The sequence below is a fragment of the Actinoplanes sp. NPDC049599 genome (assembly GCF_044465625.1).
GTDB lineage: Bacteria > Actinomycetota > Actinomycetes > Mycobacteriales > Micromonosporaceae > Actinoplanes.
Genome location: NZ_JBITLX010000010.1, coordinates 124,211 through 139,743 on the forward strand (window position 1 = coordinate 124,211; position 15,533 = coordinate 139,743).

Annotated in this window: 11 protein-coding genes; 2 read left to right on the forward strand and 9 right to left on the reverse strand. The window is 76.0% G+C overall.

The features are described 5' to 3' along the window. Window positions 1–19 precede the first annotated feature (19 nt). The 4 genes from ACIBQZ_RS19970 to ACIBQZ_RS19985 all read right to left on the reverse strand — a co-directional run bounded on the left by ACIBQZ_RS19970 (window position 20) and on the right by ACIBQZ_RS19985 (window position 4,128). A complete protein-coding gene (locus ACIBQZ_RS19970) occupies window positions 20–733 on the reverse strand; it encodes a DUF4157 domain-containing protein (protein ID WP_396090208.1) in 714 nt (237 codons plus the stop codon). Between the two features lie 90 nt (window positions 734–823). Continuing rightward, a complete protein-coding gene (locus ACIBQZ_RS19975) occupies window positions 824–2,836 on the reverse strand; it encodes an ATP-binding protein (protein WP_396090209.1) in 2,013 nt (670 codons plus the stop codon). Then, window positions 2,833–3,492 carry a DUF4255 domain-containing protein gene (locus ACIBQZ_RS19980; protein ID WP_396090210.1) on the reverse strand — a complete coding sequence of 220 codons (660 nt, stop codon included), beginning with the start codon at window positions 3,490–3,492 and terminating at the stop codon, window positions 2,833–2,835. Before ACIBQZ_RS19980 ends, ACIBQZ_RS19975 begins: the two co-directional genes overlap by 4 nt. 12 nt (window positions 3,493–3,504) lie before the next feature. Next, on the reverse strand, window positions 3,505–4,128 hold the full coding sequence (locus tag ACIBQZ_RS19985; RefSeq protein WP_396090211.1) for a response regulator transcription factor: 624 nt from the start codon (window positions 4,126–4,128) through the stop codon (window positions 3,505–3,507). A 224-nt stretch (window positions 4,129–4,352) separates the two neighbouring features. Between ACIBQZ_RS19985 and ACIBQZ_RS19990 the strand changes: the two genes are divergently transcribed. Continuing rightward, complete coding sequence (locus ACIBQZ_RS19990) at window positions 4,353–6,149, forward strand: dynamin family protein (protein ID WP_396090212.1); 1,797 nt, start codon at window positions 4,353–4,355, stop codon at window positions 6,147–6,149. Then, on the forward strand, window positions 6,146–7,627 hold the full coding sequence (locus ACIBQZ_RS19995) for a dynamin family protein (protein ID WP_396090213.1): 1,482 nt from the start codon (window positions 6,146–6,148) through the stop codon (window positions 7,625–7,627). The genes ACIBQZ_RS19990 and ACIBQZ_RS19995 overlap by 4 nt, the downstream gene beginning before the upstream one ends. A gap of 6 nt (window positions 7,628–7,633) precedes the next feature. Here ACIBQZ_RS19995 and ACIBQZ_RS20000 read toward each other — a convergent pair whose 3' ends face one another. The 5 genes from ACIBQZ_RS20000 to ACIBQZ_RS20020 all read right to left on the reverse strand — a co-directional run bounded on the left by ACIBQZ_RS20000 (window position 7,634) and on the right by ACIBQZ_RS20020 (window position 15,465). Then, window positions 7,634–10,201, reverse strand: coding sequence for a PQQ-binding-like beta-propeller repeat protein (locus tag ACIBQZ_RS20000; protein WP_396090214.1), 2,568 nt, complete (start codon window positions 10,199–10,201; stop codon window positions 7,634–7,636). Window positions 10,202–10,315: 114 nt separating this feature from the next. Continuing rightward, window positions 10,316–11,380, reverse strand: coding sequence for an SPOR domain-containing protein (locus tag ACIBQZ_RS20005; RefSeq protein WP_396090215.1), 1,065 nt, complete (start codon window positions 11,378–11,380; stop codon window positions 10,316–10,318). Window positions 11,381–11,399: 19 nt separating this feature from the next. Beyond that, on the reverse strand, window positions 11,400–12,824 hold the full coding sequence (locus tag ACIBQZ_RS20010) for a transglycosylase SLT domain-containing protein (RefSeq protein ID WP_396090216.1): 1,425 nt from the start codon (window positions 12,822–12,824) through the stop codon (window positions 11,400–11,402). 146 nt (window positions 12,825–12,970) lie between these two features. Next, the gene (locus ACIBQZ_RS20015; protein WP_396090217.1) at window positions 12,971–14,548 is read right to left on the reverse strand and encodes an ABC transporter permease; all 1,578 of its coding nucleotides are present in this window, start codon (window positions 14,546–14,548) and stop codon (window positions 12,971–12,973) included. Continuing rightward, the gene (locus ACIBQZ_RS20020; protein ID WP_396090218.1) at window positions 14,545–15,465 is read right to left on the reverse strand and encodes an ATP-binding cassette domain-containing protein; all 921 of its coding nucleotides are present in this window, start codon (window positions 15,463–15,465) and stop codon (window positions 14,545–14,547) included. Before ACIBQZ_RS20020 ends, ACIBQZ_RS20015 begins: the two co-directional genes overlap by 4 nt. Between the last annotated feature and the right edge of the window lie 68 nt (window positions 15,466–15,533).

The following is a 15,533-nucleotide window of genomic DNA, read 5'->3' on the forward strand; positions in this document are numbered from 1 at the left end:
GTGCCCCATCGGGCACCGGTCACGAGGCCGGCTCCTCCTCCTGGCGCTGGACGAAGGTCTGCGCGGAGGCTTCCTCCTCCTCCGGCGGCGCCGCGTCGCGCTGCACGGCCGTCGTGCCGCCGGCCGCCGGGCTGTGCTGCTCCGCCGTGCGCTGGGCCGTCGCGGGCTGGGCCATGGCCCGTTCGGCGTTGGCCACCGCGGCGCGCTCGAAGCGGTCGGACGGGTCGCTCACCCGCACCCCGCCGCCGGCGTCGGTGCCGTCCACCGGCCCGTGGCGCTGCTGCACCACGTGGGTCAGCTCGTGGGCGAGCATGAGCTTGCCGTCGGCCGACGCCGGGTCGTACCGGTCGCGCTGGAACACCACGCTCGACCCGACCGTGTACGCCTGCGCGTTCATCGCCTTCGCCGAGTCGTGCGCGGCCTGGTCGGTGTGCACCCGGACGTCGCCGAAGTCGTGGCCGAGCCGGCTCTCCATGTCGGCGCGGGTGTCGGCGTCCAGGGGAGCGCCGCCGCCGGCGCCGACCACACCGTGCACCGGCGACTCCTCGAGCATCGCGCCCACCCCGGCGTTGCCGACCGTGCGCTGCAGATCCAGCAGCCCGGCCGCGCCCAGCGTCTCCGGCCGGCCGGTCGCCGCCGCCTGGTAGGTCAGGTCCTCGCGGGCCGGGTCCGCCCGGTCGCCCCGGGGCCGCAGGCCGGCATCGGTGTAGCTGTCGTGGTCGTGCGCGCGCATGACCGCCCCCTTCCGGACAGCTCCAGGATCACGCCGCCCGGCCGCCCGGGGAAGCATCGCGGGCACCGCCACGAGTGCAGAGCCGCTGCCCTATCGGGCAAGCGTCAGGTACGGGCCGAACTCCCGTTCCAGGCACAGCCGGCCCAGCTTGCGGTATTCGCGGGCCACCGCCGCGACCACGTCGGCCATGGTGACCGCCCGGTTGCCGTCGGCGGCGCGGTACGCGGCGGTCACCACCGCCGACCGGATGTGGCCGCCGGACAGCTCGAACGCCGACGCCAGGAAGCCGAGGTCGACGTCGGCGTCGCGGGGCAGCAGGCCGCCCAGGCACCGGTCCCAGAGCGTCCGGCGCAGCTCCTCGTCCGGGGTGGGGAAGTCCACCACGGTGTCCAGCCGCCGGGTGAACGCCTCGTCCAGGTTGGCCCGCAGGTTCGTCGCCAGGATCGCCAGCCCGTCGAAGGTCTCCATCCGCTGCAGCAGGTACGCGCTCTCGATGTTGGCGTACCGGTCGTGGGCGTCGCGGACCTCGGAGCGCTTGCCGAAGATGGCGTCCGCCTCGTCGAACAGCAGCACCCCGTTGACGCCGGCGGCCTCGGCGAAGATCCGTTCGAGGTTCTTCTCGGTCTCGCCGACGTACTTGTCCACCACGGTCGCCAGGTTCACCGTGTAGAGGTCCAGGCCCAGCTCGGCCGCGATCACCTCGGCGGACATGGTCTTGCCGGTGCCCGAGTCGCCGGCGAACAGCCCGGTGATGCCCCGGCCCCGGCCGCCGCCCGGCCGCATCCGCCACTCGTCGAGCACCAGGTGCCGGTGCCGGGCCCGGGCCGCGAACTCCCGCAGCTGGCCGAGCACCGCCGGCGGCAGCACCAGGTCCGGCCAGGCAACGCTGGGCTGCACCCGGCGGGCCAGCCGCTCCAGCCCGGCCGCGTTCTGGCTGCGTGCCCCGCGCCGCAGGTGGGCCGCGCCGATCGTGCCACCGTCGGAGAGCGCGTCCAGCGCCGCCGCGTCGGCCGCCCGGCGCACCTGCACCGGGTCCAGCACGAAGTGTGCGGTGGCCGCCGCCGCGTCGGCGGCGACCGCCGGCCGCTTGTCGAGGGCCGCCCGCCACAGCGCCGCCCGCTGTCCGGCGGCCATCGGCGCGGCGTCGAGCAGCAGGGCCGACCGCCGGCTCCACGACGGGTCCCAGCCGGTGGCGCCGAACAGCACCACCGCGGGCACCTCGGCGAGCGCGTCCAGCCAGGGCCCCGGCCCGTCGGTGCCGATCGGGCCGAGCACCAGCCCGGCGCCGGTGAGGATCGCCTCGCGGACCAGCGCGCGGGCCAGCTCGGCCCGCTCGGCGGCGGCGGTGAGCCGGACGGCGTCCACGCCCAGCACCGGCCGGTCGAGCAGGGCCAGGCCGGCCAGGCCGGTGGCGAGCCCGCTGGCGCCGGGCTGCTCCCGCAGGTAGATCAGGTCGGCGCCGGCCGCGGCGGCCCGGGCCAGCCGGTCGGCGCCCGGCGGCGTCGGCATGCCGGTGAGGTCCGGGCGGGCCAGCACCTCGGTGAGCGCCGGGTCGGGCCGGTCGTCGCCGAGCAGGTGGGCCGCCACCCGGTCCGGCACGCGCAACGTGCGCGACAGCAGCGGCCGGTCCGGCTGGTCCACGGTGAGCAGGCAGCACCGGACCAGCGGCGCCGCCGCGTCCAGCCGGGCCCGCCCGCTCGCGGACGCCTCGGCGACCCCGCACAGCCGCAGGGCCAGGCTCACGGTCGCCCGCCGCTTCGTCACGTCGTCGTTGAGGTAGCCGTAGAACTGCTCGAAGCGGCCGTCGACGTCCGGCGCGAGGGCCACCAGCAGCAGCTCCTCGTCCAGCGGCGTGAGGCGGGCGGCCCGGGCGAGCGCGCCGAGCCGGGTCCCGCCGGTGGCCGCGGCGAACGGCATCCGCGGCTCGTCCAGCAGCGCCTCGATCACCTCGTCGGAGAGGTACAGCCCGCGGAACGGGTCGTCCGGGTTCGGGTCGCCGTTGCGCCGGTCGGCGACCGCGGCCCGGATCCGGCGCTCGAGCGCGGCCAGCCCGTCCAGCACGGCCGCCAGCGGGCTGGTCACGTCCGGGCCTTCGCGACTCACGTCCGGGGCTCCACGACGCGGCGGATGCTCACCCGGGGCTGCTCGCCCGGCTCGTCGGCGGGGATCACGTGATGCGCCAGCGGCACGTCGTCGCCGAGGGTGATCCGGACGCCCTCGGTCGCCGGCTTGCCGGCCGGGAAACGCCGCCCGGCGTCGACCGGCGCGCAGACCACCACGTCCAGCGAGGGCTTGAGCTCGCCGCCGAGCGCGGTCCACACGTCGGCGAACGCCCGGTCCTCCGGCGGCGGCAGCGCGATCGTCATCGGCACCGGCAGCCCCAGCTCGGCCAGCGAGCCGCTGAGCAGGTCCGTCGGCACGGCCTCGTGCGCCAGGATGTGCAGCAGCAGCTTGGACAGCAGCCGGTGCTCGTCCTCCGGCCGCTGGGTCCAGGCCGTGATCAGGTAGGACAGCTTGATGTGCCGGGGCGGCATGTGCCGGTTCGCCACGGTGCCGTCGCTGCCGTACTCGTTGATCAGGCCGCGTTGCCGGCGGCGCAGGTCCTCGCGGATGTCGTACAGGTAGAGGTTGACCGTCGGCGCGTTGCGCCGGGCCGCCCAGTCCTTGGTCGGCGCCTCGAAGGCGATCTCCACGTCCGGGTCGTCCAGCGCCTGTTCCTTGACCAGGCGGCGCAGCGCCTCGTCGACCTCGTGAATCACCGTCCACGCCCGTCAGATCAGGCCGTTGCGCAGCGCGTACGCCACGGCGTGCGACCGGTTGCGCAGCTGCAGCCGGCTGGTCACCTCGTGCAGCACGTTCTTGATCGTCCGCTCCGAGTAGGACAGCGAGGTGGCGATCTCCGAGGTGTCCAGGCCCTCGGCGACCAGCTTGAGCACCTTCACCTCGCGGTCGGACAGCCCGGAGAAGGTCAGCCCGCGCGGCCCCAGCACCTGCTGCTGGAGCTTGCCGACCTGGGCGAGCAGCCGGCCCAGCAGGTCCGGCGGCACCGAGCCCTCGCCGGCCGCCGCCGACCGGATCACCGTCACCAGGCGGTCGGCGGTCGCGTCGGCGCGGCGCACGAACCCGGCCACACCGACCTCCATGAGCGACACCAGATCGGTGTCGTCGATCTGGCCGGCCACCACGATCAGCCGGTGGATGCCGGCGCACCGCATCGTGCGCAGGGCCCGCATCGCCTCCTCGCCGATGGTGTCGGTGACGACCACGCCGACCTCGGCCCGCTCGCGTTCCGGGTCGTCGAGCACCAGCACCTCGGGCCGCGGTCGCAGCTGGCTGGCCAGCCCGGCCCGGCAGATCGGGTCGCCGGCGTCCAGGTAGACCGGGATGCGCGTCATGTCAGGCCTCCAAGATCGACGCCGATGCGAACAGCCCGACCAGGATGCGGTTGACGACTCCGCGTGCAGTAAACGTGCACTCAACGTCCCGGAACTGCTGCCCGAAAGGCCGGAACGCGGGTGCCTGATCGGCGGACCCCGCGGGCGGCGACCCCGGAAGCGGGTTTACACCCCCTCGGTGGTGACGGAGAGTTCTGGGTAGGGCGTCACTGAGGGAGGCCGGCGTGACACAGAGTGCGGCGGTGGCGCGCTCGCTGGCCGATCTGGGCGAGGTGCGCCGGATGGCCGAGCAGGCGCGCCGCAGCGACCTGGTGGCCCGGCTGGACCGGATCAGCGCCCGGCTGACCGGCGAGGACGTGCCGATCGCCGTGGTCGGCGAGTTCAAGCAGGGCAAGAGCACGCTGATCAACGCGCTGCTGCGCACCGACGTGTGCCCGGTCGACGCCGACGTCGTCACCGCCGTGCCGACCGTCGTGCGGTACGGGACGCCGCCCTCGGCCGCCGCGTTCGTGGGTGCCGAGGGGGAGAACCCGGCCCGGATCGCGGTGCCCTTCGACCGGCTGCGCGAGGTCGTCGCCGGCGGCCACGACGGCCGGCCGGTCCGCACCGTGGAGGTCCGGCTCGACCGCCGGCTGCTGCGCGGCGGGATGAGCTTCGTCGACACCCCCGGCGTCGGCGGCCTGGACTCGGCGCACGGCAACCTGACCCTGGGCGTGCTGCCGCTGGCCCGCGCGGCCCTGTTCGTCACCGACGCCGCGCAGGAGCTGACCGAGCCGGAGCTGGACTTCCTGCGGCGTACCGTCGCGGGCTGCCCGGCGGTCGTGTGCGTCATGACCAAGACCGACCTGCACGGGCACTGGCGCCGGATCGCCGAGCTCAACCGCGCCCACCTGGCCCGGGCCGGGCTGTCGCCGCGCATCGTGGCGGTCTCGTCGTTCCTGCGGCTGCACGCCGGCCGCACCGGCGACGACGCCCTGAACGAGGAGTCCGGCTTCCCCGCGCTGCTGCGGATCCTGGCCGCGGAGGTGGTCGCCGGCGCCGAGTCCGCCACCGTGGCCGCGACCCACCGCGACGTCGCGTTCGTCCTCGGCGAACTGCGCAACCAGGTCGCCGTCGAGCGCACCGCCGCGCACCACCCGGAGGCGTCCGCGGAGCTCGCCGACCGGCTGGCCGAGCAGGTCCGCCGCAGCGCGCGCCTGGCCGGCCCCGCGGCCTCCTGGCAGACCGCCCTCAACGACGGCATCCAGGACCTCGGCACAAATGTGGACCAGGACCTGCGGGAACGGCTGCGGTCCATGCTGCGGCGCGGCGAGGCGCTGCTGGAGCTGGGCGACCCCAAGGACACCTGGCCCGACTTCGAGGCCTGGGCGGCCAAGGAGGCGACCGCGGTCGCCGTCGACAACCTGTACGCGCTGGTCGCCCGCGCCGACGAGCTCGCCCGCGACGTCGCCGAGCACTTCGACCACGAGTACGGCGCCCTCGACCTGGACCTGCCCGCCCTGGAAGGCGCCCTGTCCGCGGTCGACGGCCCGCGGCTGCGCGAGGACCGGTCGGCCGGCCGCTGGCTGGGGATGTTCACCGCGGCCCGGCTCGCCGTGGGTGGTGTCGTGGTCGCGCACGCGGTCGGCACGCTGCTGGAGATGGCGTTCCTCGGCCCGGTCGGCGCGGTCGCCGGCCTCGTCGTCGGCCACCGGCTGCTGAAGATCGAACGCGGCCGCCAGCTGGAGCAGCGCCGCCAGCTGGCCCGCCAGGAGCTGCGGCGCTACGTCGACGAGGTGGGCTTCGTGGTCGGCAACGACTCCCGTGACGCCGTCCGCCGGGCGCAGCGCTACCTTCGCGACGAGTTCGCGTCCCGGGCGATGGCGGCGCAGCGGTCCTCGGCCCAGGCCCTGGTGGCGGTCCGGCAGGCCGGCGACCTGCCCGCGGCGGAACGGGCCGGCCGGGCCCGGGAACTGGACAGCCGCGCGCAGGACCTCGACCGGGTGGGCCGGAGCCTGACCCGATCCGGCGGCGGATCATGACGCGGCAGCTGCTGGAACGGGTCCGCGAGCTGCTCCTGCTGGCCGGCCGCGACATCGGCGAGCCGGACGCCCGCGCGGTGGTCAGCGCGGCCCTGCGCCGGCTGGACGAGCCGCTGCGGGTGGCGATCGCCGGCAAGGTCAAGGCCGGCAAGTCGACGCTGCTCAACGCGATGGTCGGCGAGGAGCTCGCGCCCACCGACGCGGGGGAGTGCACCAAGATCGTCACCTGGTACCGGGACGGGCCGGCGTACCGGGTGGTCGTGCACCTCAGCGGCGGGCCGGCCGAGCAGCGGCCGTTCCGGCGGGAGTCCGGGGCGATCCGGGTGGACCTCGGGCATCCGGCCGACCGGGTGGACCGGCTCGACGTCGAGCTGCCCAGCCGGCGGCTGCGCGAGCACACCCTGATCGACACCCCCGGCCTGGCCTCCATCTCCGCCGAGGTGTCGGTGCGGACCCTGGCCCACCTCGGCGCCGACGACGAGCACCGGGCCCAGGCCGACGCCGTCGTCTACCTGCTGCGCCACATGCACAGCACCGACATCCGCTTCCTGGAGGCGTTCCGCGGCGACGACCTGGCCCGCGGCTCCCCGATCAACGCCGTCGGCGTGCTGTCCCGGGCCGACGAGATCGGCGGCTGCCGGCTGGACGCGATGGCCACCGCCGGCACCGTGGCCGCCCGCTACCAGGCCGACGAGCGGCTGCGCCGGTTGTGCCCGATCGTCGTGCCGGTGGCCGGGCTGCTCGGCGCGGCCGGCGCCACGCTGCGCGAGGAGGAGTTCCGCACGCTCCGGGCGCTCGCCGGGGCGCCGGCCGCGGACCTCGTCGCGGTGCTGCTGACCGCCGATCGGTTCGTCGCGTCCCGCCCGGGGCCGGCCGCGGCCGAGCCCGAGCGCGAGCGGGTGCTCGACCGGCTGGGCCTGTTCGGCGTCCGGCTCGGGGTCCAGCTGATCCGCGACGGCACGGTGCGCAGCGCCGACGCGCTGGCCCGGGAACTGACCGTCCGCAGCGGCCTGGACCGGCTCCAGGAGGTCCTCGCCGCGCAGTTCCTCGGCCGCCGCGAGGTGCTCAAGGCCCGCTCCGCGCTGGCCGCCCTGGACGACCTGCTGCGCACCCACCGCTACGACGCGGGCGGCGACCTGGCCGCCCGGGCCGAGGAGATCCGGGCCAGCGCGCACGAGTTCGTCGAGATCCGGCTGCTGCACCTGCTGAGCTCCGGCCGGCTGCCCGGGGCGCCGGACCGGCTGGCGGAGATGGAACGGCTGCTGGGCGGCTCCGGCGCGGAGCCCGCGGTCCGGCTCGGCCAGCCGCCGGACGCGCCGCCGGAGGTGCTGCTCGCGGAGGCCGGGCAGGCGCTTCGGCGCTGGCGGCGGATCGCCGAGCACCCGATGTCGGTGCACGAGATGCGCGCGGCGGCGCGGGCGACGGTGCGCACCTGCGAGGGCATCCTGGCCGGCCTGCAGGCGCCGCGGGCCGGGTAGGGCCGGTCAGCCGCCGTCGCCGGGACCGTCCGGCGTGACCGTCGGGTCGGGGACATCCGTGGTCGGCGGCGTGGTGGGGGTCGTGGCGGTCGTCGGCTTGGTGGTCTTCGGCGGCCGGGAGGTCCTGGTGGGCTTCTTCGTCGGGCTGGTGGGCGGGCGGCCTGGCTCGGTGGTGGGCGGGCGCGGGGTCGGCTGCGGCAACCGGGCCGGGCTCGGCGGGGCGACCGCCGACCGGGACGGCGCCACGGACGGCAGGCCGGGGACCGCCGGACCCACCCGGAGGGCGTACACGACCTCGGCGGCCGTGCCGATGTAGAGCACGCCATCGGCCAGGCGCGGCGGTGCCGGCTCACCCTTGAGGTCGTACGTCCAGCGCGGGCGCCCGGTCGCGGCGTCCAGCGCGTACAGCCGGCCGCTGGTGGCGGCGACGTAGCTGACGCCCGCGGTGACCACCGGGGAGCCGAACTCCTCGCCCGCCGCACCGGCGAACCGCCAGCGTTCGACGCCGGTCGCCGCGTCGACCGCGTAGACGGTGCCGTCCCGCCCGCCGAGGTGCACCAGCGCGCCGTCCACGGTCGGGGTGGACTCCACCGGGGCGCCGGTCCTGAAGGTCCAGGCGGTCTCGCCGCTGTCCGCGTCGAGGGCGTGCAGGTGCTGGTCGTCGCTGCCGACGAAGACCCGGCCGCCGGCGATGACCGGGGCGGACGAGGGCGCCACCTCGACGCTCCACCGCCGATTGCCGGTGTCGTCGTCGAAGGCGTACACGGAACCGTCGCCGCTGCTCGCGACCACCAGGCCGGCCGCGACCGCGGGCGGCTGGGAGACCGCGTTGCCGGTCTGGAACCGCCACTGCTCGCGCAGGTCGGCGGCGCGCAGCTTGCGGACCGAGCCGCCGGAGGTGCCGAAGTAGACGGCGTCACCGGCGACGCTGGGCGGGCCCGGATCGCGGGCGCCGGTGCTGATCCGGTCGCGCCGGGTGCCGTCGGCGGTGTCGAGGGCGTAGAGGCGCTGGTCGCTGCCGGGCACGTAGAGGGTGTCGCCGGCCAGCTGGGGCGCCGCGGTGATCTCGGCCGGCGCGGTGAACGGCTCCGGCCAGGCCGGTCTGCCGTCGGCGCGGCGGACCGCCCGGACCGTCCGGCCGGTGGTGACGTACACCCGCTCGGCGTCGATCGCGGCGGCCGTGCCGACCGGGCCCTGCACCGCGGCCGCGAAGAGCTGCACCGGGCCGGCCGGCGCGGACGGGGACGGGGACGGGACCGGCGGCGGGGAGTCGTCGGCGTCGGCGTTCGGCCACCAGAGCAGGGCCGCGACCACCGCGGCGGCCGTCACGCCGCCGGCGCCCGCCACGAGCCGGCCGTGCCGGGTGGCCAGCGTGGACCAGGTCCGCCCGGCGGCCGCCCGCACCGACTCCCGCCACCGTCCGCGGGGCCGGGCCGGGACGGGGGCGACGACCGGCACCGCCGCGGTGCCCACCGCCGTCACGGCGCCCCGCGCGGGTGCGGCCCCGGGCGCGGGGCCCGGGCCGGTGGCCAGCGCGGCGCCCAGCGCGACGCTGTGCTCCGGGTGCGCGTCCAGCACCAGCGGCCGGTCGAACGCCGCCGCCAGCAGCTGCCCCACCAGCGGGATCCGGGAGGTGCCGCCGGCCAGCAGGATGCAGCGCAGCTCCGCCGGGGCGACCCCGGCCGAGCGCAGCGCGCGGCGCATCGCCGCCACCGTCTGCTCCAGCGGGGGACCGATCCCGGCCTCGAACTCCGAGCGGTTGAGCCGGACCCGCTGGTGCAGCCCCGGCAGCGCCACCTGGACCGTGGTCTCGGTGTCCGCGGACAGGTTCTCCTTGGCCCGCACGCAGTCCCGGCGCAGCCGGGCCAGGCCCACCACCACGTCGTCGTCGTCGAAGTCCAGTGCCGCGAAGGCGGGACCGAGGATGGTCGTCACGTGGTCGAGCACGGCCTCGTCGAAGTCGCCGCCGCCCAGGTGCTCGATGCCCTCCGGCTCGCCGAGCAGCTCGAAGCCGGTGGCGGTGCGGCGCAGCACCGCGGCGTCGAAGGTGCCGCCGCCGAGGTCGTAGACGGCCAGGGTCTCGCCGGCCGCGAGCCGCTCGGCGGCCGCGTACTGCAGGGCCGCCGCCTCCGGCTCGGTGCGGAACGTGACGTCGTCCAGCTCGGCGAGGTGCGCGGCCTGGCTCAGGAAGTCCCGCTTGAACCGCGTCCAGTTGGCCGGGTGCGCGATGGTGATGCGGCGCGGCGGCCCCTCCCGCATCCGGGTCACGGTGTCGACGACGTGCCGGAGCAGCCGCGCGGTCAGCATGTGCGCCGAGTACGGCGAGCCGGCCACCATGATCGGCACCGGGTCGCCCATCCGGCGCTTGAACTCGCGGACCAGCCGGTCAGGCTCGGCGTCGCCGCGCCAGTCGGCGGCGTCGCCGATCAGCATCTCACCGTCGGCCTTGACGAAGACCACCGACGGGATCTCCGGCCGCTGGGAGCCGAGCTGGACGATCTCCAGGCGGTCCTGCACCCGCACCGCGGCCGCGGTGAAGGTGGTTCCGAGGTCGACACCCAGGCCGTACTCCACGAGTCCCTCCCGAAGCGTGCCCTCCACGCTACGGCCGGCGCCGGGCGGCCGAGGATGGCCGGACGTGCCACCTTCCGGGGCAGTCCGCTGCCCGATCGGGCACGGCGCCGCCGGTCAGCGGACGACCTCGCACTGCGGCGTCACGCCCCGGAACCGGGCACAGAAGGCGTCGGCCTCCTCGGCGGTGGCGAAGCCGTCGTGCAGCACCACCCAGAACCCGTTGGTCCCGTCGGCGATCTCGTCGGAGGTCTTGCTGTCGACCAGCCGGACCGGCAGGCCGACGGCGGTCAGCTGGGCCAGGGTGGCCTCGGCGGCGGCCCGGTCCGCGGGGGCCAGCTGCGGGCGGGAGTCGACCATCACGTACGGCCGCCGTACCGCCCCCGGGCCGGCGGGTGCGGTGCCGGCCGGCGGGGTGGCCTCCCGGTCGCGGAACGGCAACCGGTCCGGGGCGAGCCAGGCGACCAGGGCCCCGGCGACCACCAGCACGGCCAGCACAGCCAGCGCCACGGCGGCACCCGTACGGGCGGGAGCCGCGCCGTCCGCCCGTACCGTCAGCACCTGCCGGCCGTCACCACCGCCGGAGAGGTCGCGACCCGCCACCACGACCCCGTAGCTGGTGGGGCCGCCGGCCAGCCGCCGCCGCGGATGCGTGGTGACCCGGGCGGTCGCGGTGCCGCCCGGCGCGACCTCCACGACGGCCGGCTCCACCGTGGCCCGCCCGGCGCCCGGCTCCAGCCGCACCGCCAGCCCCAGGCTGACCGCCGCCGTCCCGCGGTTCTGCACCCAGAGCGCGTACCGGCCGACCACCGCCGTGCCCACCTCGGCGCCCAGCGTGGCGGTGAGGTCGTTCGGCCCGGACAGCCGCACCAGCCCGGTCGCCGACCCGATCCGGGCGTCGTCGGCGGCGTCGGCCGCCCGCACGGTGAACGGGAGCAGGGCGGCGTCCGCCGCGGTCCCGGCCGGCGGCTCGAAGATCACCTCGACGGTCGTGTGCCCGCCGGGGGCCAGGTCGGCGGTCGCCGGCTCGACGGCCGCCCAGTCGCCGACCCGGCCGCGCGCCACGGACAACCGCACGCTGACCGCCGCGCCGGACGGGTTGTGCAGCTCGACCGGCACGGTCGTGCGGGTGCCGGGGGCGAGGTCGGCCGGCACGTGCGGCACCGCGATCTCCACGTGCATCCGGCGCCGCCCTCCGGCCTCAGCTGACCGGGCTGTCGTACGGGTCGGTGCCCAGCGGGTCGGCCGGACCCAGCGGGTGCGCCGCCCCGAGCGGGTGGGCCGGCTGGTCGCCCGCCGGGTCCGCACCGCTCTGCAGCTCGAGCTTGTCGGCGATGCCGTCGTTGTCGCTGTCGGCCCGGGTGGGGTCGAACCCGGTGACCTGTTCCAGCCGGTTGTCCAGCCCGTCCCGGTCGTCGTCCTGCCACTCGGCCGCGAAGCTGCCGTCGAGGTGGCCGTCGCGGTCGGTGTCCGGCGAGTTCGGGTCCAGCCCGCTGGGGATCTCGAACGCGTCGGAGAGCCCGTCGGCGTCGCTGTCGGCCAGCATCGGGTTGGTCCGCAGCACCACCGCCTCGTAGCCGTCGGGCAGGTTGTCCCGGTCGGTGTCCCGGTTGGCCGCGTCGAAGCCGGCCTGCTGCTCGTACGCGTCGCTCAGCCCGTCCTGGTCGGTGTCCGCGCCGCCCAGCAGGGGCTGCGGCTCGACCGGCGGCAGGGTGGCCGGCGGGACGGTGGCCTCGCCGTCGGAGATGCCCGGGATCACCGCGGCGTACTGGAACCGGTCACCGGAGGTGAACTGGCCGACGCCGTCGCGGGAGTTGCGGGCCTCCACGGTGGCGCCGTCGCCGAGGCTGATCGCGACGTGCGCGCCCGGGGTGCGCCCGTCGCCGAGGCGTGGCTCCCGGTCGAAGGAGAAGAGCAGGGCGCCGGGAGTGTTCTTGGCCTCCTCGACCGGCACCAGCACGCCGAGCTTCTTCAGGTGCAGATACTGCTGGGTGGCCCCGTCGGGCAGCTCCACGCCGGCCTGGCCGGCCGCCCACTGGGTGAACTCCGAGCAGTCGAAGACCTCCGGGTCGGCGTCGGCGAGGTCCACCTCGGCGCCGAAGACGTACCGGTCGCCGATCTGGTCGCGGGCGACCTCGAGGAAGCGGTCCAGCGCCGCGTTGTCACCGGTCGCGGACTGCAGCAGGGCGGGTGCGCCGCCGCCGCTGCCGCCGCCGGGGGCGAGCGGGTGGCCGTACCCGGCGGTGCCGGTCCACACGCCCAGGCCGGGCGGCTGGCCGGCCGCGACCGCGGCGTCCTGGGCCTCGTCGCGGAACTGCAGGTAGCGGGCCGAGGCCCCGTGGTGGGTGACGGTCCACGGCGAGACGTCGGCCCCGCCGCCGGAGACCTCGAAGGCGGCCCGGGCGTTGTGCACCGGGTCGTACAGGTCGTACCGGCGCGCCAGGTCGGGATGCGCCGCCGCGTTGATCTGCCACAGCCCCCGGGAGTCCTCGCCGGAGGAGTTGCGCGCGCCGGGGTTGCCGCCGGACTCGGCGAGGGCGATCGCGGTCATGGTGGCCGCCGCGTCGGGCGCGAACCCGGCACTGAGCGCGAAGCCGTAGATCTGCTCGGCCGAATACGTCCGCATGGGCATCACTTCTTCGCACGGTGACGAGGTCGCGGGCCGCGATCCTGCCACCCTACGACCGGCGCCGGGCGCCGGGAGCGGCCGGAACGGGCACCGGCCGGGGCGCGTTCCCTGCCCGAACGGGAAACGCCCCGGCCGTACCCGGCTCAGTAGCCGACGTCGCGCCGGCGCAGCCCCGCGTAGCCGGTGCCCGCGACCGCAGCCGCCAGCAGGAGAAGCACGATCAGCGGCGTGAGCGCCAGGTCGGCCAGCGGCACCTGCGGGGTGTGCTTGAACGGCGACGCCCGCTGCACCCAGCCGGGCAGGTCGAACGAGTCGGCGAAGAGCGTGACGACCGCGCAGTAGCCGACGATGATCCAGCTCAGCGCGGCGGCCGGCCGCGGCAGCCAGCCGAAGGCCAGCACCACCACGGCGATGATCAGCCACACCGCGGGCAGGTAGGTCAGCGCCACCCCGGCCATCCGGAGCACCTGGCCGGAGTCGGAGACCGTCAGGCCGTACGCGGCCCCCACGGCGAGACCATAGCCGACCAGCGCCACGGCGCTGCCGACCAGCGGCACGCTCAGCTGACCGGCCAGCCAGGCGAGCCGGCTGGTCGCGGTGGCCAGCACCGGTTCGGCGAGGCCGCTGGTCTCCTCGGCGCGGATCCGCAGGGCGCTGGACACGCCGTACGCCGCCACGATCAGCGCGGCCAGGCCGGCGCTCAGCGCCAGGTACGCGTCCACGATGTCCGCGGCGCCCCCGGTGAGGAACGCGGCGATCTCCGGGTTGTCCCGTACGTACTGCTCGATGGTGTCGCCCATCGACCCGTACGCGACGCCGAGCAGCACGAGCCCCACCGTCCACCCGATCAGGCTGCCCCGCTGCAGGCGCCAGGCCAGCGCGTACGCGTTCCGCAGCGCCGGCGCCGCGGTGGCCCGGCCGGGACGGGGCGCCACCAGGCCGGCGCCGAAGTCCCGGCGGCGCAGCAGGGCGGCCGCGGCCGTCACCAGCAGCACGGCCCCCGCCAGCGGGAACAGCAGCGGCCACCAGCGGTCCCCGGCGTACGGGAACGTGCGCTGGCCCCAGCCGATCGGTGAGGCCCAGGACAGCGCGCCGCTGCCGACGTCACCGGCCCCGCGCAGCACGTACGAGGCGCCGAGGGTGAGCGCGACGGCGCCGTACACCGCCCGGGTGTTCTCGAAGACCTGGGCCGCGACCGCGGTGAGCGCGGCGAACAGCAGGCCCACGGCGGTCATCGCCGCGCCGAACAGCACCGAGCCGCCGATCGGCAGGTCGGTGCCGGCCGCCGCGGCGAACAGCAGCACCCCGGCGGCGACGTCGGCCAGGCCGGCCAGCAGCAGCGCCGCCGCGAGCGGGGCGTGCCGGCCCACCCGGGCCGAGCGGACCAGCTCGGCCCGCCCGGTCTCCTCGTCGGCGCGGGTGTGCCGGCCGACCAGGAACATGCTCATCAGCGCGACCACGATCGACGCGAACGCGAAGATCTCGAAGACGACCTCCCCGCCGATCGACTGCAGCAGCGTGGGCGGCCCGCTCATCGCGATCACCGCGGTGTTGCCGCCGATCGTCCGGCGCAGCCGTTCCAGGGCCTCGGGTGTGCCGTACAGGTTCTGGCTCTGCACCGACTGCACCAGGATCAGCAGCGTCGCCCCCGCCAGCCACCACGGCAGGCCGAACCGTTCCCGGCGGAGCATGAACCGCAACAGGCCCAGCGTGCCGGTCACGACGACACCTTCTCGCCGGCCGTCCGCTCGTCGCCGTAGTGGCGCAGGAACAGCTCCTCCAGGGTGGGCGGGGTGCTGGTGAGGCTGCGGACCCCCAGCGGGGCGAGCCGGCGCACCACGGTGTCGAGCTGGGCGGTGTCGACGTCGAACCGGGCGTGGTGGTCGTCGACCACGACGTCGTGCACGCCGGGCAGCGTGTCGAGGCCGGTCAGCGGCCGGCTGGTCTCCACCGCGATGGACGTGCGGGTCAGGTGCCGCAGGTCGGCCAGCGTGCCGGACTCGACGGTGCGGCCCAGCCGGATGATGCTCACCCGGTCGCACAGCGCCTCGATCTCGGCCAGGATGTGGCTGGACAGCAGCACCGTGCGGCCCTGCTCCTTGAGCTCGTGGATGCACTGCTGGAACACCGACTCCATCAGCGGGTCCAGCCCCGAGGTGGGCTCGTCCAGCAGCAGCAGCTCGGCGTCCGAGGCGAGCCCGGCGATCAGCGCGACCTTCTGCCGGTTGCCCTTGGAGTAGGTCCGGGCCTTCTTCCGCGGATCAAGATCGAAGCGTTCCAGCAGCTCGTCGCGGCGGCGCCGGTCCAGCCCGCCGCGCATCCGGCCGAGCAGGTCGATGACCTCGCCGCCGGTGATGGACGGCCAGAGCGTGACGTCGCCGGGCACGTACGCGATCCGGCGGTGCAGCGCGACCGCGTCGTGCCAGGGGTCGCCGCCCAGCATCCGGACGCTGCCGGCGTCGGGGTGGAGCAGGCCGAGCAGCACCCGGATGGTGGTGGTCTTCCCGCTGCCGTTGGGGCCCAGGAAGCCGTGCACCTCCCCGGCCGCCACGCTCAGATCCAGCCCGTCCAGGGCCTTCGCGCTGCCGAACGACTTGTGCAGAGCGGTGATGGAGATCGCCGCGGTCGACGTGGTCATGTCAGCTCCTCTGTGGAGGGACGGTGGGACAGGGCTCGGTGATACCGGAGAGCGGCGGCGAGAGGCCC

What these genes read in the sequence shown, in the direction of transcription:
- ACIBQZ_RS19985 (WP_396090211.1), bottom strand. Translation starts at nt 4,128, where the DNA reads ATGACGCGCATCCCGGTCTACCTGGACGCCGGCGACCCGATCTGCCGG.
- ACIBQZ_RS20020 (WP_396090218.1), bottom strand. Translation starts at nt 15,465, where the DNA reads ATGACCACGTCGACCGCGGCGATCTCCATCACCGCTCTGCACAAGTCG.
- ACIBQZ_RS19995 (WP_396090213.1), top strand. Translation starts at nt 6,146, where the DNA reads ATGACGCGGCAGCTGCTGGAACGGGTCCGCGAGCTGCTCCTGCTGGCC.
- ACIBQZ_RS20005 (WP_396090215.1), bottom strand. Translation starts at nt 11,380, where the DNA reads ATGCACGTGGAGATCGCGGTGCCGCACGTGCCGGCCGACCTCGCCCCC.
- ACIBQZ_RS19970 (WP_396090208.1), bottom strand. Translation starts at nt 733, where the DNA reads ATGCGCGCGCACGACCACGACAGCTACACCGATGCCGGCCTGCGGCCC.
- ACIBQZ_RS20010 (WP_396090216.1), bottom strand. Translation starts at nt 12,824, where the DNA reads ATGCGGACGTATTCGGCCGAGCAGATCTACGGCTTCGCGCTCAGTGCC.